Raw genomic sequence first — 19,708 nt, 5'->3', positions numbered from 1 at the left:
TTTTAGTTAGTTCCAAATATAGAAAATGCTGGAGGATTAGTTGCTTTTGCTTTGGAGAATTTTAACGTTTATGAATAGTATTAGCAAAAGAAGTAATAATCTACCATAGATTGCATCCCTTGCGTCTTAAAATAAGCTCTAATATCTTTTTGTGAACTTTGATTAGCTACGGTCACAATACTTTGCGGATTTTCAAGAGAACTCAAATTAGCGAAATTATGTAGAAGTTCGTCATATATATGTTTGCCGATTTTTTTCGGATTGTCACATATCCAAATAAATTCTATTTCAAGACCTTTTAAAAGCTGAGCTACTTTTTTTCCTTTCTGTCCCGCGCCCCAAAGCGTAAGTGGCCTCGAAGCATCATGATTTAGTTCTAAGAAGTAGTGCACTTTAAGTTCTAGAAAATGATTTTCAGCATAATGTTCATGTGTTCTAGAAGCCCTTGTGCTGTAATCTCTCCAATAATGTAAAACCTTATTAGAAGGAATACATTTAATTTTATTTTTATAAAATCTAAAAGTAAGATCGTAATCTTCTGGATACCGATTTGGTTGAAATGCGCCACAAGCGTCGAAATCTATTTTATGCACCATCCAGCATGGAGAGGGAATGACACATTCTTTGTAAATTTCAGAATAGTTAGTGCCAGTCTGTGTTAAACCATTGAGCCAAGTTTCGTAGGTCGCATAGCCATCGCCAATGCCATTTGCGCTAAAATATTTTACTTGACCTAAAGACATATGTCCAGTCCCATAATGTTGTAACTGATTGGACATTATATTAAGTCGATCTGAGTGCATGATGTCATCACTGTCCATTCTCGTGATATAGGTACCTGAACTTTGAGAGTAGGCTAATCTTAAGGCTTCAATAATACCAATCCCTTTGTTTTTAAAAAGTTTTATACGATCATCTTTTTTTGCATAACTGAGAACCAAGTCATAACTATTGTCTGTAGAATGGTCATCTACGATAAGTAGCTCCCAATGTTGATAGCTTTGTTTTATTATAGAATTTAGACACTCAGGTAAATAAGCTAGCGTGTTCTTAAACGGAATGACGATACTTATAAGGGCATTTGACATGTTACAAAAATACTATTTTAACAAAACCTTAGCTAAACTAATGGTAACAGATTGTAGATTTGCCAGTCAAATGTTAAAATTTGAAATACACTCTAAAATAAAAATATGAAACGAATTCTTACAACATTTGCTATAAGTGCTTTACTTGTGGCCTGTGGCGCATCTAAGTCCACTGTAAATGATTTAGCAACAGCTAATCCAATAGAGACGTCTATTAATTTATCGGCTATTATTGATGACAAAGCCCCTGTAACGATTAACCCTGGTCGATTTACTGAAGAGACTGTAACATATCGTTTACCAAAAGTGGTTCAAGGAACCTATTCGGTGAGTGACTTTGGAAAATATATTGATGATTTCAAAGCTTTCGATTACGATGGAAATGAAATGACTGTTACAAAAGTAGATGATAATACATGGACCATTGCAAATGCTACAAAACTGGATAAAATATCATATATGGCGAATGATACTTTTGATCAAGAGGCTGTAGGCGGTATAGGAGAAGAAGTGCCATTTTCCCCATCGGGAACTAATATAGAACCTAACAACTACGTATTAAATTTGCACGGTTTTATTGGGTATTTTGATTCTTTAAAAAACGCACAATATACGTTAGATGTAACGGCACCAGCAACGTTTAAAAGAACATCGGCTTTACAGAACACCAATACAACATCGAGTTCGGATGGTACACAAATTACGACATCTTATTTCGCACCTCGTTATTTTGATATTACCGATAATCCAATGATGTATGGGATGTTGGATGTCGAGGAGTTTATGGTTGGTGATATTAAAATTGTACTTAGCGTGTATTCTCCGAATAAAGTCCATAGTGCAGCAAGCCTTAAAGAAACTGTTTATAAAATGATGGAAGCTCAAAAGATGTATTTAGGAGCTGTTAATAGTACTCCTAGATATGATATCTATCTGTACTTATCTGATGGAAGCCAAGGCTCACCTAAAGGGTTTGGAGCTCTAGAACACCATACATCCACGGTTGTGGTATTACCTGAAGCTTCTCCTAAAGCTGGTTTAGCAAAATCTATGACTGATGTTGTAGCACATGAATTTTTTCATATTGTAACGCCCTTATCTGTGCATTCTGAAGATGTGCATTACTTCGATTACAACGACCCTACATTTTCAAAACATTTATGGATGTATGAAGGAGTGACAGAATACTTTGCACAACATTTCCAGGTATATGAAGGTTTAATGACTAATGAAGAATTCTATAACACGATGATGGGGAAAATCAACTTCTCACTCAATATGGATGATACCATGAGTTTTACTGAAATGAGTGAGAATGTACTTGAAGAGCCTTATGCCTCTAATTATATTAATGTTTATCAAAAAGGAGCATTAATTGGTATGTGTATTGATATTTTAATGCGTGAAGAGAGCGATGGCAATAGAAGTATGTTATCTTTAATGAAAGAATTATCGGCAAAGTATGGTAAAGACAAACCATTCGAAGATGATAATATTGTAGCTGAAATAACTAGTATGACATATCCTTCGGTAGGTGAATTTTTAAATACGCACGTAGAAGGAAAAACACCAATTGATTATAATGTGTTTTTCTCGAAAGTAGGTTTAACTTTAGGTGAAAAGGAAGTACCAACCAATTATATTTTTGCAGGTGGTCAAAATATCATTTTTGATGGAGATCAAGCAAAAGGCACCATATTCTTCTCACCAATGGCATTAAATAACTCATTTTGGAAAGCGCAGGGTGTTCAAGCAGGAGATATTATTAAAAAAGTTAACGGACAAGATCTAACACTTCAAAATGCTCAACAAGTAATTGGAGGTATGTTTGGATGGCAAGAGGGTCAGGAAATTACTATGGATTTAGAGCGTAATGGCAAACCAATAGCAATTAAAACAACATTGACTAAAGCTATTGCGAAAAGTCAAACATTGGTGGAAGATGAGACTGCCACAGAAACACAAAAGAACCTAAGAAAAGCTTGGTTAAAGGGATAATCATAGGAGATGATATAAAAAAAGGCTTCCATTATAGGAAGCCTTTTTTTATTCAATACTTTGCTGCTTTTCCATTAGCAGATGAGGTTTTTATAAATTCTCTCAAATCATCATTTGCCTTTATTAAATCTTCATTTCTTAAGTACATCATATGTCCGCTACGATAGCCTTTAAAAGTAAATCGATCTTTCATTTTACCACTTGGATCAATTTGCCACATGCTATATTTAGCCTGGAAATAGGTAGTTGCACCATCGTAATAACCAGACTGTGTCAAAACCTTTAAATACGGATTTTGTGCCATGGCTTGTCTCAAGTTATCTCTCACATTATCATTAGTGCGGTCCCAATTACCTACATCACCAAACACGTTGTATTTGACATCAGTGGAAAAATTCAACTCATTTTTAATATAGTAATTGATGGCTGGGGTAAACGAGTGTAGCCAAGAGGTGAGTTCGGCACTATAATCTGGACCGATTCCAGTTTCTACTTTGTCAATGCCTAAATATCTCGAATCTAATCGTCCTATGGTTTGTCCAGTTTTATCGCGAAGCAACTCTTTCCAGAAAAACCGATTGGGGACATCTAAATTTTGCTGAAGAATCACTTTTTCTGACAGTCCAGAATAGTAACTCATTTTATTAGCAATAGTTTTTCGTTCGGAATCGGAGATAAAACCCCCTTTTGCAATGGCAGGCATTAATTCATTAACCGCAAAGTTTTCAGCTTCTGGTAAGATGTCTAATAGATCTTTTTTCTGAAGTTCTGCTGGCAAGCTTTTATGAAACCAAGCGGCTGCAGTATAATATGGTAAATTCAAACTGGACGATACTGGTCCACCAACTCGCAACACTTTGTAATCTGCAGGGGACACCATTATAACACCATTAAGATACATCCATTGATTATTTTGAAGCTCTAAAGCTAATCCCATGACTCGCGTTCCTCCATAGCTTTCTCCAATAATATATTTTGGGGACTCCCAGCGATTATTTCTAGTGACAAATGTATTAATCCAACTGGCGAGGTATTTGATATCGGCATTTATTCCGAAGAATTCTTTATCCTCAGCATATTTCCCATCTTTAAGTTTCACTTTTCTTGAGTATCCCGTATTTACTGGATTTACGTAAACAATATCGGCAACGTCTAAAATAGAATTCGGATTGCTTTTTACACCATAGGGCTGCACAGGGTATCCTTCATCGTCGATGTTAAGTACTTTTGGTCCAGTGTAAGCAACATGCATCCATACTGATGCAGAACCAGGTCCGCCATTAAAGGAAATTATTAACGGACGCTTAATGCCAGTTTTATCATTGGTGCGTTTATAATAGGTATAGTATAAAGAAGCGGTGATATGACCATCTTTATCCCATACAGGTTGAAATCCGGTCGTCGCTTGATAATTTACGGTTTGTCCTTTTATAGTAGTACTGTGATTAGTGACGATAGTTGTGTCGACTGGGATTTGTAGGTCTTGTGCAAAAGTGATGCTACTGCACAATGTAAAAATGAATAGGATTTTTAATTTCATGGTTGATTCTCTTAATTAAGAGCTAAAGATAACCAACAGATTTTAAAAACCTTCAAAAACGCCTAAACCAAATAAGGCGAAGTCATATTTTACCGGATCGATTGGATCTAGTTGACGTAGTGACTTATCTAATTCTGCTAAAGCTTTAGCATCATTTTGCTTGCGCTTCAACAGCTTGAGTTGTCTTGCTACATTGCCAGAATGCACATCTAATGGACAGGATAACTGAGCAGGATTGAGGCTGTTCCAAATCCCAAAATCAACACCAGTATTGTCATTTCTAATCATCCAACGTAAAAACATGTTAATGCGTTTAGCAGCTGAATTTTTTAAGGGATCACTCACGTGTTTTTTGGTGCGATCCAAATGATGTATTTCGAAAAAATGCGTTTTGAATTTATGAATAGATAGTTGCAGGCTATTCGTTTCTGAATATTTGGAGAATACGGCCTCTAGACCGTTATGAGCAGTATACAAATGCTTTAGGCTCTTTACAAACTGTGTAAAATCATTTCCATTAAAGGTTCTATGAACAAATGATTGTAGTCGTTCAAGATCAGTTTCAGAATGATTTAATATAAAATCATAGGGCGAATGATCGAGTAAATCCATCATTTTATGAGCATTGTTAATAATACTCCTCCTATTTCCCCAAGCAATAGTTGCAGTTAAAAATCCTGAAATCTCAATATCTTCTTTTTTCGAGAATAGGTGAGGGATTTGAATGGGATCAGACTCGATAAAATTGGGGTGGTTATATTGAACAACCTTAGCGTCTAAAAATTCTTTGAGTTCTTTTTTATTCAAAACCTGAAATTATAGTTCATCCATGATTTTTCCATCCACCATCGTAAGTTTTCGGTCTGCCATATTTGCTAAGTCTTCGTTATGTGTTACGATAATAAAAGTTTGACCAAATTCGTCACGTAGTTTAAAAAAGAGATTATGTAAGTTTTCGGCAGATTCACTATCCAAATTTCCAGAAGGTTCATCAGCAAATATCAAATCAGGGTTATTAACCAATGCTCTAGCTACAGCAACGCGCTGTTGTTCCCCTCCAGATAGCTCATTAGGTTTATGGTCATAGCGCTCTGATAAACCCAGAAAATCTAGTAATTCTTTCGCGCGAGTTTCTGCTTGTGCTTGTGATTTTCCGAAGATAAAAGCGGGAATACAAACATTTTCTAAAGCTGTAAATTCTGGTAATAGTTGATGAAACTGAAAAATAAAACCAATATGCTTATTTCTAAATTTAGCTAGAGCTTTATCATTTAATTGTGCGACGGATACGTCATTAATAATGAGTTCGCCAGCTTTGTCTTTGTCAATTTGGTCTAGGGTTCCTAAAATTTGAAGTAATGTCGTTTTTCCAGCTCCTGAAGCGCCGACAATGGAGACAATTTCACCTTTATTTATATGTAGATCTACACCTTTTAGAACGTGTAAATCACCATAATATTTATGAATATTTTTTGCTGTTATCATGCACCTTGTATAAAGCTGTCAAGTTAATACTTTAAGCTGTGTTGCGCAATTTAAGAGTTAGATTTGTTCTTTTTTTTAATGATTTTTTTGACCTCATTATAATCAATAAAGTACTGTAAACGAAGAGAAAATGTATTTTGTATTTGTTGGTCAAATAGGGCGTTGAGACTGTCTCCAAATGATGATGCAGAGGTATTATCAATATTAAACAACTGATTTCTATAAAGTGCAGTTAAAAAACTCCCAGGAGCAAATTGCCAAGAGTAGCTGAGGTCGATATTCCATGTGCTAAAATTTATATTAGGATCATCACCAATATTGTCTCTATTAAACCCGCTTGACGTTGTTAACCGGCCATTATCCTGTAAAGTAAATAACTCATAATCATAATCGACCGTATCCCAATAGTGCCTAAAAGTTAGAGCCAAGACGTTAAATGGATCAAACGTATAATTAGCCGAAATACTGTTTGTCACAATTTGACGGTTACGTTCTCCAAAAATAGATTCGTCATTTACAGCCGTTGCATAACCACGATCCCCATTTCTATGATTAAAATTAAGGCGGTATACCATTAAAAAGTTGTCATTGAAACGTACTCTCGGACTCACTTCAAAATCATAAGTAAATAAATCTCTACCCTCTTCAAATAAAGCGCCAGCATTTGCTCTTAGGTCGATAGCAAATACCCTATTATAATTAGTTGAGATCCATCCTCCAGTACTTACGAAGTTTTCAAATATAAATCGTCGACCATCACGTGATTCAAAATAGTCGTACTGCTTGCCGGGTTCTACATTAAGACGAAAACCATAAGCATCTAGTTTTATTGTAGATGCTCTATATCTTGCTCCAAAATTAAACTGTGTAAATACTCCTGGGTTGGCGAGCATTCTGTAGTTAACAAAGGCATTCACACGATAGCTATTGAGTTTACCTTTTGGTTTAAATATTTCGTAGGACGCATCGGCACCAAAATTATTGAAGTTATTTCTAAATTGTAGTCCGAGATCATTGATTTCAAATTTGGTATCGGCATAGCTATGATCAAAACTATAACGAAAGTTTCCTGCGACTTTTCCGAGGAATAAAAAAGTACTTGTACCAAGTTCAGAATCAGTATTTTGATAATTGACTTGACTTACCTTAGCTTCCGCCACATATCTAAAGGTGTTTTTTTTATTAACGATGTCAGCTCTCGCAGCGGTTACATTAGCATCACGAAAACTACCTTCTCGCATGACGTTTGTATTAATTAAGCTAAGCGATGAATTTCCCCTAAATTGCTTATCAACCACAAGGATATTATAATTTGTAAAAGGTTCAACAACAGCTTGACGACTCACTCCTGTATCTTCATTAATGATGCTTCCAAATGTTTTTTCGGTAATCGCGTTAAATATTCCAACTCCCCATCCATTTTTTGTTCTTCCAGATACTTTTATGGCGTTCAGTACTTTAACTTCATTTGGCACATTGGCGGATTCGTTGTCTGCCAAATTTAATTCACCTGTTGGAGCACTACCAATTCGTCTTGAAAAGAACAATCCGCCTTTAGAAAAGAGATCTACTCCTTCGGTAAAAAACTGACGCTGTTCAGAGAAGGTCTGTTCGAAAGGACCGAGATTTAAAACCACGTTGTCAAAACCAGCTTGACTAAAATCAGGAACTAGGGTTGCATCTAAAGTGAAGTTTTCGGTGATACCATATTTAACATCCATTCCAAAAGTGATATCAGTTTGAGTATTTCCATCAAATGAATTTACAATACCTGTAGTAAATGGATATAATATTAAACGCGTTGGTGGCTCAACGCCTTTTAACCCTTTGAGTTGGCCATGATACAATCCCACGTTTCCTTTTGTAACATCAATTGGGTTCCAGCTATACTGTGATCTAAATCGTCTAAAATGCCTATGAAATTGTAAACCCCAAGTTGGTACTTCTTGATTATCAAAACGTAAAGTTCTATATGGAATTTTCATTTCTAATGACCAACCATCATCATGAAGTTTTACAGCGCTATCCCAAACAGCATTCCAACTAAAATCTTCCCCAATACTCGGTGATGCAATTGCATCGGCTTGCACGCCTGAACTAAATACAATAAATTGGGTATCGTTTTGTGCATCGTTGTTAGGGTTGAGGATTAAAGTAAAGAAATCTGACTGGCCAAAATTGTCTCTTGCCGTTAGTTGCTTCATAATCTCATTTGGATTATCATAAAGGTAAGCAGACACATATATGGCCTCATCATCAAAGGTCATTTTTACTTCAGTGCGTTCACTTTGAGATAAGGTGATACCCATTTCCGGTTTAAACTGTATGAAGTTAGTCGCTATTTCCGCAGTTTCCCATATCTCATCGTTTAGAATACCATCAATTTCAGGTGCTTTATTCGCTCGTGTAATATTAAGGGTCTTTCTGTCTTGTGCATATATTTGCAAAAAAAGCAAAGCAGATATTAGAGTCAGTATTGAACGCAAACGCATCAAAATAGGTTATTTGTAATACTTTTAATTGTAAAAAAGTATTAAGAGGTTTCGGTAAAAGTTAGTTGCACAAAATTACCCATGCTTAACGCTGTATTTTCATAAGTAAAAGTTAAAAACCAGCTGTTACTGTTAATCTTATTATAATGGATTAAGGAATGGGTGTTGTATTTTTTTTAACTACATTTATTGGACATTAATTACAGGATAACATGCCATACCAAAAATTTGAAGAATATAATATTCAAGTGACAGATGATGTCAAAAAACGCTATGAACAAATTATTGCTGATCTTGGAGAAGACACCAAGCGTGAGGGGTTACTAAAAACTCCTGAACGCGCCTCTAAAGCCATGCAGTTTTTAACACAGGGATATGATCAAGATGCTGCAGAAATTTTAAAAAGCGCCATGTTTAAGGAGTCTTATAATGAAATGGTCATTGTTAAAGATATTGAGTTGTATTCTTTGTGTGAACATCATATACTTCCTTTTTTCGGAAAAGCACATATTGCATATATTCCTAATGGTCACATTGTGGGCTTGAGTAAAATCCCAAGGATTGTCGATGTTTTTGCGAGGCGCTTGCAGGTGCAGGAGCGACTCACAGAACAAATACTAGACTGTATTAATGAGACTTTGAAACCAGAAGGTGTAGCGGTAGTTATTGAAGCTTCACATATGTGCATGATGATGCGTGGGGTGCAGAAACAAAATTCCACTACTACAACCTCAGGATTTAGAGGAGCCTTTGAAAAAATAAAGACACGTACCGAGTTTTTAAAATTGATTAGCGAAAAATTGTCATAAGGAAATTATGGAACACTATTTGCTTCTATATAAGTAAATTATAAACAACTATGAATTTGCGAGACGCTTCAAAAAACAAAAAATTAATTTTAAGTATTCTGTTTGATGCCATTGGAATGATTCCGTTTATTGATATTTTATGGGCACCACTTTCTGGATACTTAATGACTAAGCTTTATAAAGGCACTAAAGGGAAATTAGCTGGGATATTTTCATTTATTGAAGAAATTATACCTGGCACCGATTTTATTCCAACTTTTACCATTATGTGGGTATATACTTATGTGTTTTCTTCGGAAACTTCAACAGAAGACAGAATAATTGATATTAATTAAATATTATTTGCTGTAGCCTATTTTCCTAATGGCTATAAATATGAATATCATTCCTGAATAACCAATGAAGAAAGGAATAATAGCGTCTTTCAACCCCATAATCAAGAACAAAGCAATTAGCAAGAGTTGAAATCCTAGTCCAAAAGTCGAAATGGCCGTCATTAGCCAATTCGGAGTAGTTTTGCCGTGACGTGCATTTTTGTCTAAGGCATATATCGTTTTATCAAAACTACCATATAAGAGTTTGTACAATCCAAAAAGAACATTCACATGATGTTGTTTTTCTCCTTTCAAGGCTTGTGGAGTTTTATTTTCAAATATTCGACTTGTAGTATCTCCGTTGAACTTATTCCGTAAAATAACATAGTAATAATTATACAAGGTGCCTTGCAATTGAATACCGATGAAAGCCACTATAGTAGCCCAAAGATTGGCATCACTCACAAACCAAATAGCTATCAGGATACATGCATTTAAAAGTATATCAGCAACTGAATCTAAATAACGTCCAGTGTATGATGGAGTGTTTTTAATTCTTGCAAGCTCGCCATCTGCAGCATCTAAAATAGATTTTAAAATCAGAAAGAATGCAGCTGCCCAATAATGGCCACAAACAATACAGTATATGCCTAATAATCCAGAGATAATAAAGGCTAAGGTTACATGAATAGGAGTAAAGCTAGTGTCTTTTAAGGCCATAGCAATGATTCTAGCTAAAGGCCTACCATAGTCTGATAAATCAATAAATTTGTGTGCTTTAGGTAATTTGGACATGTAATATCATAAAAAGTAGTGTTGTGGAATATACCAGGTTAGTACTCAAAGCGAGTTTTATGAGCTTTAATATATGTTATTAAAAGAGCTACAATATCTTCTTTAGAATCCAAAAATGAAACTTCTAAATTTTCCCATTGTGTCTTTATCGTATCGTCTAAATTTGCCATATATGATCGTCTTTTAAAAATATCTTTTGGGATCGGAAGTTCAGGAAAACAATGTATTGCTTGCGCTACAATGTTTACTGAATCATATGCGCCAATTGCTTGGTATGCTTCTAGCACTTGATGGGCATACGCTCCTGATGTATTATAAAAGAAATCAAATAAGCCACCGTTTAAAAGCTCACTTTCAAAAATATCGATATAAATGAAGGTTTGTTCAGGTGGCGATAAGGCTTCAAATGAGCCTAATTCACTGGATTTATTCCATAGCACAGTACCAACAAGTTCTATGATTTCAGTATCTTGAGTTTGGTTTAAAGCAAAGTCTATTTCGGTCATCTTATAATCCCATATTGGTAGTGCAAAAATAGGGCTAATTTCTTAGTCATAAAGTGTGCTATAATTGAATTGACAAATTTATTCTTTATGACCTTAAAAGATAAAAAAGCACAGTCCTAGTCGTTAATACGATGACAAGACTGTGCCTATTTATTCGAGAACTTTAACGCTATTAATTTGAAACATTAAATGTAAAAGCAGTTTCTACATCAGTTTCACCACCAGCGTTAGTAATAATGCCATCGCTTACGCCATCAGCAAATTTGTTAAGTTCATGTCTTAATGTGACTACTAAAGTTTCTGTATTAACATCATCAGTGCTTAAGATAAACGACAGGCCTACGGGATTTCCATCCTCATCAGCATCAGTATAGGTTACAGTCGCATTAGAAGCATTAGAGAAACTGTAAAAGAATTGATGATCTTCATCTTCTTCTTCAACCTCAATGGTAATGTCTTCAGCAGGATTTTCAAGTTCATTTAGTATTTCAATACTCGCATTGTAATCTGTAAATGATATTAGGTCATCCGAAATGGTAACTACAGGGGTGTTTGGACCATCCCCATCGAGATCTTGTGATTGAAAAACCACTGTTGTGCCACCTCCTTGAGGTGTTAATGTGATACGAACTGTTGTTATCACTTCTTCTTCGTTCACAGGTAATGGATTGTCATTATCATCGCTCGAGCACGAAAATGTAAGGATTAAACTTAATACTGTAATCCATAAAAATTTTAAATTTTTCATAAGTAATTTATTTTCTTGTTTAATAATTTAATTGTAATTGAATCATCATATTTCTTCCGAGGTCATCAGCAAAATAACGCAATCGGTTAAGGTATGATCGATAATTTGTATCTAATAGGTTTGTAATACTGAGGGCAATATTAAGTGTAGTTTTATCTGAAATATTAAAATTTACGTCACTATAAAAATGTAATAAATGATAGGCTGGAGGAGGTGTGCTAATATCTACTACAACCGTTTGGTTACTTGTTGCAATAAATGTGTCAAAGTTATAATCTGGAAATTCTGTTTGCTCAAATACCCATTCACTTTTCAGACTCGCAGAAAAATTATTCCATTTTGGATTCTGATAGGTGATTTCATTAATGGTATTGAAGGCAGGGATATCAATAATTGCGGTATTGTTAGTTAAATCATCACCTTTGATATACGCAGATTTATGATTTAGTATTAACCGATTTGAAAACTCATAATTTGCAGAAACGTCTAAACCATATAAGCTAGCATTTGTTTGCTCATAATTCCACACCGGAAATGCACCACGAATGGTTTGTTCTATGCCAAAAGGTTTTAAAAACATATAATCTGCAATACGATTATAAAAGGCCTCTATTGATAAGCTAAATGCCGCAGTGTTATAATTATATGTTCCAGAGAAACGATTTGAAATCTCTTGACCCAGTCTCAGGTCTCCAAGCTCAATCCTAGCGGCTGAATGATGTAAGCCGTCACTAAATAATTCAGATGGATTTGGTGGCCTGCTCGCTAAGCTGTAGTTCACAAGGAGATTACTAGTATCATTAAGACTGTAATTTATACCTGCGGAAATAGACACATTGTGAAAATCAAATACGGGATTTACTAATAATTGTGTGCCCAGATCTTCTATAACTATATCCGCAAAGTCAACATCATATCCGCGTTCTTCCCATCTACTTTTTTGATAGAATTTTTTAGCATCAATTCTATTAAAGTCATAACGAATACCAGCATCCAAGGTTGTTTTTTCATTAAAGAACCATTCCGTAGTTATGTATCCACCAAAATCATAACGATCATAATCAGGTATTAATCGTCTCACACCTGTATCTGGATTAGCAAAATTATTTTGATAACGACCCAGTCCGCCAAACTTTAGCTTATAGTCATTGTTTGCGTCAAGAATGGTATTTGCAGTAAATGTATGTGTTTGCAAAGTCAAATCTAAAGCAGGTTTATTACGATCATTACCAACACGAACATCAAACTCAAAGCGTTGATTATTCTGATAATCATACTGAAGGTTTAATTTCCCAAAGTTTCTAAATCTTTTATAGTAACTGGCTTTAAACAGGTGATGTGTAACCTCTTGTTTTGGTGAATTAATATCGTAACTAAACGGCTCAATTACTAGTGGTTGTATGTTATTTATGGCAGTTACTAAATCATTGATGTTACCAATGTGCGAGGCACGTAGTATACCTATGTCATTATTAATGTAGCTATAAAAAACTTCAAAGCCGCTCTCAAATTGCTTTTTTCCAGCTCTAAATGAGACACTATTTGATTTCAATCCAGTGTTAGTTAATACATAGTCTGGAGTTTCAAAATCACCATTTTGTTTTAAACTTGCCTGAACATTTGCAAACCAGCCTGAAGCAAAACTTTTATTAAGCGTTGTTGACAAATTATAACCTCGTCCGTTGGTTTGTCCACCTATTACAGTTTTCCCATATAATGTATCTTTTAAAACACTATTAACCGGATTAATAACAATAATACCACCAATAGCATCACCACCATAGGCTAGAGTTCCTGAACCTTTAATCACAGATATTTGATTAGCAGAATTTATATCAATATTCGGCGCATGTTCAATTCCCCATTCTTGATCTTGCATACGGACATTATTATTTAAGACTAATAATCGGCTGCTATGCATGCCATTAATCATAGGTTTTACGATGCTATTGCCAGTATTGATAGAAGAGACACCTGTTACTTCCTTTAAAGCATCTCCTAAATTTAACGCACTGTATTTCCGCAATGTGTTTGATTTTAAAACGGTTTCTTGAGCGGTCGTGGATTCTTTAGGAGTAGCATTCGTGGTCACCGCAACCTCATTGAGGGCTTCAATATGATGCTCTAGTTGAATGGACTCAAAAACATCACCAGTGATGTTGTAACTCAATGTTTTGGTTTCACAACCAATATGAGAAATGACCAGAATTATTTGCTGCTTACACAGGTTTTCTATTTTAAACTTACCATCAATATCAGAAACAACATACTTATCTAGACTTTTAATATAGATAGTAGCTCCAGAAATAGGGGATGCATCGTGAAAATCTGAGAGCTCTCCTAAAAACGTGTAAGAACAATTTTGCGATGCACTCAGACTTACCGTCATGAACGCAATACACAGTAATAAATATTTCATTATGAATGTTTTAGTGTAATAATTTTAATAGGTATTTACACTAAAAATGGAGGGCCTCGAAGCTGCGAAGTTAATTGCTGATGACTTTTTAAGAATGAATAATATGGTAACTTTAATACATTAACATTAAGGTTTTTTTGAACCTGTGGGACATTGATTTTAAAATAGAAACTGGTATTGAGTTTAAACTTGTAATAATCACAATCAATATCAACCGTATGAAAATGAGTCTGTCCTTTTTCTAGACATACTTCATGTTCATGATGATTTAATGCATGAGTAAATTTTATAGCAGAAGGCAAGAGCAGCACAATGGCTGTAAGTATAATGATTAAGCGGGTCGATATGTGCGTTGTTTTTATAATCATTAATTGATTAGCTTTCCTAAGCCAAAACGTTTAAGCATTTTCTTTTCAAATTCCCAGAAAAATTTACCTTGACCGAATACCCATCCAAAGAAAACCAGAAGAATCTGATAGAAAATGAGCCCAATAATAATAAATAATATCCAATAAAGAATAGGGTTTAAGTTTTCTTTAGTAATTCCAATGAGTTTCATAAGAGGTCGACCAACAAATAAAGATGATGATCCCGTAATTGCGAATACGATGAAAATTCTAATCATTTCCCATCGGTGCTCAACAATCCATTTATGCTCCAACTTTTTAAACAAAAATAAAGTCAATTTGACAAGGACATAAAAACAAATTACGGCTAGACCAATTGTAATAAAAATTGATAATGTATTGGTAAACCGCAATGCGAGTTTATAGGCACTATAGGCTAGACCAGTTATTCCTAAAAAAGGAAATAAGAGTTGCCAGTTATGTTTGATATCCCAACGAGATTTAAAGTCTTTTAGCATAGCCTAATTTTGCCATGCAAAGATAATTTAAATTCTAGGAATAAACGTCGATAATTGTTGCTTGTAAGTTAATTGGAAGTAAATGAAATAATTATATAATTTATAATTAACATCATAGCCATAATTGATATTAGGCTGATAATCTATTTGCAGTTCATACAAATTAGGATCGAATCGCTGTGGTAGTAACACGCGATTGTTCCATTCCTGCACAAAGATTCTATTTCGAGTTTCCATGTATTGTTGAGAGTAATAACCTTTTGGCCTGGCAATTGAAGCTAACCAACTATTAAAACCAGGTTCGATAATGGTGATTTCGTATTCAATATCATCATTAGCAATTCTAACGATGTCTTCTTCTGGGATATTAGCAAGATCGGATGAACCTAAAGCTGATTTCGAGGAACCACAATTAAAAAGGAATAGGGTCATTAATAAAAGATAAATAGTGTGTCTCATGGCATTTTTATTTAAAGTTACAAAAATCAAACCTTAGATGATATGTATAAACTAAGGATTTGAATGTTATTGATTATGATGTCTCAAATGTAGATGTCTGTTCTTTAATTTAAAACCGATAATGAGTGAAGTAGGGGTTTTAATGAGTGAATGTAATATTATAGTGATATGCAGTATGTTTCTAAAAAAAAAAGCCAAACATGTGTTTGGCTTCTATAAGGAAATGAGTTATTTTATTTTCCGAAAAGCCCCCCGAGTAAACCTCCAAGACCGCCTTTCTTTTTAGAACCTCCTAGAACCATTCCAGCAACATCGTCAATAACGCTACCATCACCATCAGCATCTAAAATCTTTTCTAAGAAACTTTGTTCTTCTTGAGCAGAATTGCCACTTAACATTCCACCTAATAATCCACTTATGTCATTTGATGAGCTAACGTTGTTTTGTTTCGCTTGTTTTCCTAAAACACCCATTAAAATCGGTGCAGCAACCTTAAGAATGTTAGCAACAGATCCAGCATCTAATCCAGATTTCTCTCCAAGAATCTTTTCAACGCCTTGTTTTTTATTTCCAAGAACATGTCCAAGAATCTTTTCGCCATCATTTTTGACATCCTCATTTACGCCACCACCAAATAAACCGCTAAGGTTATCTAAAATACTACCATCATGTTTATTACTAAGAGCTCCCATTAATCCTTCGGCACCTTGCGGTGTCGACGCATTTCGCTCCATTGCTTTCATCAATACTGGTAAAGCCATTGTTAAAACGCTACTGGTTTTGTTTTGGTCTGTTCCAGTTGATCCTGAAACACCGCTAATAATAGTTTTTCCTAAATCACTGTTTAATAAGTCTAAAATTCCTGACATAATATATTATCTTTTTATTAAATTAATTTGGACTTTGAATGTACAAAAAAAAGTCCTAACATACTTAGGACTCATTTTTTTTACATTAGTCACATTTTTTTTAATTAGCCCAAAATATTAATGATTTGTTCTGCGAGTTCTGTGCCAATTCTGTCCTGTGCTTCGTTGGTAGCTGCACCAATATGTGGGGTTAACGAAATTCGACCATTCATTAAAACTTGAACGGCAGGAGAAGGCTCACTTTCAAAGGTATCTAAACCAGCAAACGCTACTTTTCCGCTCTCTAAGGCTTTGACCATTGCAACTTCGTTAATGACGCCGCCACGAGCCGCATTCACAATACCTACACCGTCTTTCATTGAATTAAATTCTTGTTCTCCAATGACATACTCTTTTTGAGCAGGTACGTGAAGTGTAATGAAATCTGCATGTTTTAATACATCTTCCATAGGTTCTGTTTCGATACTTACATTAATATATTGGCCATTATAGAATTCAACTTTTATATCTGCTTGACCGACAAATTTATCGCTAGCAATGACTTTCATGCCAATGCCAAGACCAATTTTTGCAACTTCTCGTCCAATTCTTCCAAAACCTATAATACCAAGTGTTTTTCCGCGAAGTTCTACACCTTTTGCATAATTCTTTTTTAGAGCCTTAAATTTTGTATCGCCATCAAGTGGCATATTGCGATTTGAGTCATGGAGAAAACGAACGCCTCCAAAGAGATGAGCAAAGACGAGTTCTGCAACAGATTGCGAAGAAGCAGCCGGAGTATTAATAACATGTTTTCCCTTGCTGCGAGCATATTCGACATCAATGTTATCCATGCCAACACCACCACGACCAATGATTTTTAAATTATTACAAGCATCAATAAGATCTTTACGCACGGTAGTTGCGCTTCTCACTAAAAGAACATCAATATTTTTTTCATTGATGTAACTAATCAATTGTTCTTGTGCTACTGTTGTTGTTGAAACCTCGTAACCGGCTTTTTCTAATGCCTCAATTCCACTTTGTGAAACACCATCGTTTGCTAATACTTTCATTTAAATTATTTTATGCTTTTCTTTCTAATTCACTCATTACGTCCACCAAAATACCTACACTTTCTAAGGGCAAGGCATTGTACATGGATGCTCTATAGCCACCAACACTTCTGTGACCGTTGAGACCATTGATGCCAGCTTCTTTTACCATAGTTTCAAAGGTTTCTTTTAAATCCTCATTAGCCAAAGTAAACGTCGCATTCATCATTGATCGATCGGTTTTGGTAGCAAATCCATTGAATAAAGGATTAAGGTCTATTTCTGAATAAATAAGTTGCGCTTTCTTTTGATTTTCTTTTTCTATTGCAGATATTCCTCCCAAGTTTTTAAGCCACTGTAAGGTTAACATGGATACATATACTGAAAATACAGGAGGCGTGTTGAACATGCTACTTTTACTTATATGAACTTTGTAATCCATCATGGATGGGATTTTACGAGATACTTTTCCAAGAATATCTTCTTTCACAACGACAAGCGTCGCTCCAGCAGGCCCCATATTTTTTTGAGCTCCGGCGTAAATCAAATCAAATTTCGAGAAATCTATTTGTCGTGAAAAAATATCACTACTCATATCACAAACCATTGGAATAGGAGCATTTGGAAATTCTTTCATTTGCGTGCCAAAAATAGTGTTGTTAGAGGTGCAATGAAAATAATCATAATCCGAAGGGATATCATAGCCCTTAGGGATGTAATTAAAATTAGCATCTTTAGATGTGGCAACCTCATAGGCGTCATCAAAAATCCGAGCTTCTTTAATAGCTTTATCACTCCAAGTGCCAGTGTTTAGATAACCGGCACGCTTTTCTAATAAGTTCAGCGCAACCATTAAAAATTGAGTACTTGCTCCACCTTGAAGAAATAAAGCTTTATAGCCCTTACCTTCTAGGCCAAGTAATTCAAGAGCTAATGCTCTCGCATTTTCCATCACATCAACAAATGGTTTACTTCTGTGTGATATTTCTAATAATGACAAACCATTATCAAAATCCATGACTGCTTCCGAGGCTTGTAATAGGACTTCCTGAGGTAGAATACAAGGTCCTGCACTAAAATTATGTCTTTTCATTTTTATGTGTATTTATTTCCGAGAAATACTAAAAAATACTTGTATTTTCATCACTTACAAAGGTGGTGAATTCTCTTAAAAAATGAGATAATAAAACGATATTTTATTAACAGATTGTCAACGAAAACGAAATAGTATCAACGTCATCAGCATAATCCCATAGCTTTGGTAATTGGGTATGACCGAATTTAATTTCATTCTCTAATACCCCATTAGATACGATGCATTGAATTTTTTCCTCATCTGATTCAAGCCTTGCCATTAACGCCCTCTCTGTTTCGTAGTATTCATAAAAAACGGTCGCAATAGGTGAAGTGTAGCTTTCATCTTCTTTAATCATCAAAAACCCATTTTCTAGCATATCGAATTCGCTCATGAGATAGACGGCTTTATTATAATCATAATTGTTGGCGTATTTGGCTTGATTTATAATAGGATGCCAATCATACATTGCTTTAAAAAAGGCATCAAAATTGTATTGAGTTGGGACCAAAAGTTTTGAAACATTTCTGCACCCTAATCCGTAGTATCTAAAAATATCTTCGGAAAGCGCTCTTAGATCATCCTCTGTTTCTTTACCAGTCAAAACCGCTACTGAATTTCTGTTCTTTCTGATGATTGAAGGTTTGTCTTTAAAGTAATATTCAAAATAACGCGCCGTATTATTACTTCCCGTTGCGATAACCGCATCAAAGTCCTCTAATTTCTTTTCTGTAAATGTGATACGATCTTTAAATTTTATTTCAACAAATTCGAGATACTTAGCTAAAAAAGGGAGTAGGTGTTTATCTTTTGATGATTGTTTAACTAACACCTGATGACCAGACATCAATACAGATAAAAAATCATGAAACCCGACTAAAGGAATATTTCCCGCCATAATAATGGCTATTTTTTTCGGGGTTTCAATATTAAAGTTATACTTCGACACCCATTGATTAATATTACTTATAGTCAGTTGATTCGACCAACCACCAAATGCAAAAAGCATGTTGGATTTTGTAAACCAACCATTTGCTTCTTCGGCTAATGTCATTTGGTGTTTAAAGCTATCAAAAAACAAATCATTATGACTTATACCTTGTTTTTTTGTGATGCCTTCCGAAGTGAACTGACTTAAAAATTCACCTAATTTTACAAAAGCGTTAATTCTTTGTTGTAAATCCATACTCCATTTGGTTATAAACTGTTTTG

At 34.9% G+C, this 19,708-nt stretch carries 19 protein-coding genes; 3 read left to right on the top strand and 16 right to left on the bottom strand.

Annotated features, from left to right (window positions below; all coding sequences use genetic code 11):
• Positions 1–80 precede the first annotated feature (80 nt).
• Entirely contained in the window at positions 81–1,088 is a 1,008-nt protein-coding gene (locus BLT57_RS10780; RefSeq protein ID WP_091425617.1) for a glycosyltransferase family 2 protein, read from the bottom strand.
• A 105-nt stretch (positions 1,089–1,193) separates the two neighbouring features.
• On the opposite strand from BLT57_RS10780, the gene BLT57_RS10775 reads away from it, so the two are divergent.
• Positions 1,194–3,086, top strand: a complete 1,893-nt coding sequence (locus BLT57_RS10775) for a peptidase M61 (protein ID WP_091425616.1) — start codon at positions 1,194–1,196, stop codon at positions 3,084–3,086.
• 52 nt (positions 3,087–3,138) lie between these two features.
• Here BLT57_RS10775 and BLT57_RS10770 read toward each other — a convergent pair whose 3' ends face one another.
• The 4 genes from BLT57_RS10770 to BLT57_RS10755 are packed head-to-tail and all read right to left on the bottom strand — an operon-like array spanning position 3,139 to position 8,603.
• Positions 3,139–4,626: a S10 family peptidase gene (locus BLT57_RS10770; protein ID WP_091425614.1), complete on the bottom strand. Its 1,488-nt coding sequence runs from the start codon at positions 4,624–4,626 to the stop codon at positions 3,139–3,141.
• Positions 4,627–4,668: 42 nt separating this feature from the next.
• A complete protein-coding gene (locus BLT57_RS10765; RefSeq protein ID WP_091425613.1) occupies positions 4,669–5,433 on the bottom strand; it encodes a TIGR02757 family protein in 765 nt (254 codons plus the stop codon).
• 9 nt (positions 5,434–5,442) lie between these two features.
• A complete protein-coding gene (locus tag BLT57_RS10760; RefSeq protein ID WP_091425611.1) occupies positions 5,443–6,111 on the bottom strand; it encodes an ABC transporter ATP-binding protein in 669 nt (222 codons plus the stop codon).
• Between the two features lie 50 nt (positions 6,112–6,161).
• Positions 6,162–8,603 carry a DUF5916 domain-containing protein gene (locus BLT57_RS10755; RefSeq protein WP_091425610.1) on the bottom strand — a complete coding sequence of 814 codons (2,442 nt, stop codon included), beginning with the start codon at positions 8,601–8,603 and terminating at the stop codon, positions 6,162–6,164.
• A 212-nt stretch (positions 8,604–8,815) separates the two neighbouring features.
• Here BLT57_RS10755 and folE point away from each other — a divergent pair, with 212 nt between their 5' ends.
• On the top strand, positions 8,816–9,412 hold the full coding sequence (folE, locus tag BLT57_RS10750) for a GTP cyclohydrolase I FolE (RefSeq protein ID WP_091425608.1): 597 nt from the start codon (positions 8,816–8,818) through the stop codon (positions 9,410–9,412).
• A 50-nt stretch (positions 9,413–9,462) separates the two neighbouring features.
• Entirely contained in the window at positions 9,463–9,747 is a 285-nt protein-coding gene (locus BLT57_RS10745) for a hypothetical protein (protein WP_091425606.1), read from the top strand.
• 3 nt (positions 9,748–9,750) lie between these two features.
• Here BLT57_RS10745 and BLT57_RS10740 read toward each other — a convergent pair whose 3' ends face one another.
• The 11 genes from BLT57_RS10740 to BLT57_RS10690 form a co-directional block, all read right to left on the bottom strand.
• Positions 9,751–10,521, bottom strand: coding sequence for a CDP-alcohol phosphatidyltransferase family protein (locus BLT57_RS10740; RefSeq protein ID WP_091425605.1), 771 nt, complete (start codon positions 10,519–10,521; stop codon positions 9,751–9,753).
• 38 nt (positions 10,522–10,559) lie between these two features.
• Positions 10,560–11,027, bottom strand: a complete 468-nt coding sequence (locus BLT57_RS10735; protein ID WP_091425603.1) for a DUF4375 domain-containing protein — start codon at positions 11,025–11,027, stop codon at positions 10,560–10,562.
• 172 nt (positions 11,028–11,199) lie between these two features.
• The gene (locus BLT57_RS10730) at positions 11,200–11,775 is read right to left on the bottom strand and encodes a type 1 periplasmic binding fold superfamily protein (protein ID WP_091425601.1); all 576 of its coding nucleotides are present in this window, start codon (positions 11,773–11,775) and stop codon (positions 11,200–11,202) included.
• A gap of 19 nt (positions 11,776–11,794) precedes the next feature.
• Entirely contained in the window at positions 11,795–14,194 is a 2,400-nt protein-coding gene (locus BLT57_RS10725) for a TonB-dependent receptor (protein ID WP_172827447.1), read from the bottom strand.
• A gap of 35 nt (positions 14,195–14,229) precedes the next feature.
• Positions 14,230–14,562 carry a hypothetical protein gene (locus BLT57_RS10720; protein ID WP_091425598.1) on the bottom strand — a complete coding sequence of 111 codons (333 nt, stop codon included), beginning with the start codon at positions 14,560–14,562 and terminating at the stop codon, positions 14,230–14,232.
• Positions 14,562–15,059, bottom strand: a complete 498-nt coding sequence (locus BLT57_RS10715; RefSeq protein ID WP_091425596.1) for a DUF6787 family protein — start codon at positions 15,057–15,059, stop codon at positions 14,562–14,564. Before BLT57_RS10715 ends, BLT57_RS10720 begins: the two co-directional genes overlap by 1 nt.
• A 27-nt stretch (positions 15,060–15,086) precedes the next feature.
• Positions 15,087–15,518 carry a DUF6146 family protein gene (locus BLT57_RS10710; RefSeq protein ID WP_091425594.1) on the bottom strand — a complete coding sequence of 144 codons (432 nt, stop codon included), beginning with the start codon at positions 15,516–15,518 and terminating at the stop codon, positions 15,087–15,089.
• A gap of 233 nt (positions 15,519–15,751) precedes the next feature.
• Positions 15,752–16,387 (bottom strand): DUF937 domain-containing protein, encoded by a 636-nt coding sequence (locus BLT57_RS10705; RefSeq protein ID WP_091425592.1) that lies wholly within the window; start codon positions 16,385–16,387, stop codon positions 15,752–15,754.
• A 104-nt stretch (positions 16,388–16,491) separates the two neighbouring features.
• Complete coding sequence (locus BLT57_RS10700; protein ID WP_091425591.1) at positions 16,492–17,442, bottom strand: D-2-hydroxyacid dehydrogenase; 951 nt, start codon at positions 17,440–17,442, stop codon at positions 16,492–16,494.
• Between the two features lie 10 nt (positions 17,443–17,452).
• Positions 17,453–18,514 (bottom strand): 3-phosphoserine/phosphohydroxythreonine transaminase, encoded by a 1,062-nt coding sequence (gene serC / locus BLT57_RS10695; protein WP_091425589.1) that lies wholly within the window; start codon positions 18,512–18,514, stop codon positions 17,453–17,455.
• A 106-nt stretch (positions 18,515–18,620) separates the two neighbouring features.
• A complete protein-coding gene (locus BLT57_RS10690; RefSeq protein ID WP_091426761.1) occupies positions 18,621–19,682 on the bottom strand; it encodes an acyl-CoA reductase in 1,062 nt (353 codons plus the stop codon).
• Between the last annotated feature and the right edge of the window lie 26 nt (positions 19,683–19,708).

The sequence above is a fragment of the Formosa sp. Hel1_31_208 genome, assembly GCF_900104785.1.
Taxonomy (GTDB): domain Bacteria; phylum Bacteroidota; class Bacteroidia; order Flavobacteriales; family Flavobacteriaceae; genus Psychroserpens.
The sequence above is the reverse complement of the archived record's forward strand: the minus strand, read 5'-3'. Positions and strand labels throughout refer to the sequence as shown.

Bases quoted from the DNA above. Each gene is read 5' to 3' on its own strand.
- BLT57_RS10780 (WP_091425617.1), bottom strand. From the start codon at position 1,088: ATGTCAAATGCCCTTATAAGTATCGTCATTCCGTTTAAGAACACGCTA.
- BLT57_RS10775 (WP_091425616.1), top strand. From the start codon at position 1,194: ATGAAACGAATTCTTACAACATTTGCTATAAGTGCTTTACTTGTGGCC.
- BLT57_RS10770 (WP_091425614.1), bottom strand. From the start codon at position 4,626: ATGAAATTAAAAATCCTATTCATTTTTACATTGTGCAGTAGCATCACT.
- BLT57_RS10760 (WP_091425611.1), bottom strand. From the start codon at position 6,111: ATGATAACAGCAAAAAATATTCATAAATATTATGGTGATTTACACGTT.
- BLT57_RS10755 (WP_091425610.1), bottom strand. From the start codon at position 8,603: ATGCGTTTGCGTTCAATACTGACTCTAATATCTGCTTTGCTTTTTTTG.
- folE (WP_091425608.1), top strand. From the start codon at position 8,816: ATGCCATACCAAAAATTTGAAGAATATAATATTCAAGTGACAGATGAT.
- BLT57_RS10745 (WP_091425606.1), top strand. From the start codon at position 9,463: ATGAATTTGCGAGACGCTTCAAAAAACAAAAAATTAATTTTAAGTATT.
- BLT57_RS10740 (WP_091425605.1), bottom strand. From the start codon at position 10,521: ATGTCCAAATTACCTAAAGCACACAAATTTATTGATTTATCAGACTAT.
- BLT57_RS10735 (WP_091425603.1), bottom strand. From the start codon at position 11,027: ATGACCGAAATAGACTTTGCTTTAAACCAAACTCAAGATACTGAAATC.
- BLT57_RS10730 (WP_091425601.1), bottom strand. From the start codon at position 11,775: ATGAAAAATTTAAAATTTTTATGGATTACAGTATTAAGTTTAATCCTT.
- BLT57_RS10725 (WP_172827447.1), bottom strand. From the start codon at position 14,194: ATGAAATATTTATTACTGTGTATTGCGTTCATGACGGTAAGTCTGAGT.
- BLT57_RS10720 (WP_091425598.1), bottom strand. From the start codon at position 14,562: ATGATTATAAAAACAACGCACATATCGACCCGCTTAATCATTATACTT.
- BLT57_RS10715 (WP_091425596.1), bottom strand. From the start codon at position 15,059: ATGCTAAAAGACTTTAAATCTCGTTGGGATATCAAACATAACTGGCAA.
- BLT57_RS10710 (WP_091425594.1), bottom strand. From the start codon at position 15,518: ATGAGACACACTATTTATCTTTTATTAATGACCCTATTCCTTTTTAAT.
- BLT57_RS10705 (WP_091425592.1), bottom strand. From the start codon at position 16,387: ATGTCAGGAATTTTAGACTTATTAAACAGTGATTTAGGAAAAACTATT.
- BLT57_RS10700 (WP_091425591.1), bottom strand. From the start codon at position 17,442: ATGAAAGTATTAGCAAACGATGGTGTTTCACAAAGTGGAATTGAGGCA.
- serC (WP_091425589.1), bottom strand. From the start codon at position 18,514: ATGAAAAGACATAATTTTAGTGCAGGACCTTGTATTCTACCTCAGGAA.
- BLT57_RS10690 (WP_091426761.1), bottom strand. From the start codon at position 19,682: ATGGATTTACAACAAAGAATTAACGCTTTTGTAAAATTAGGTGAATTT.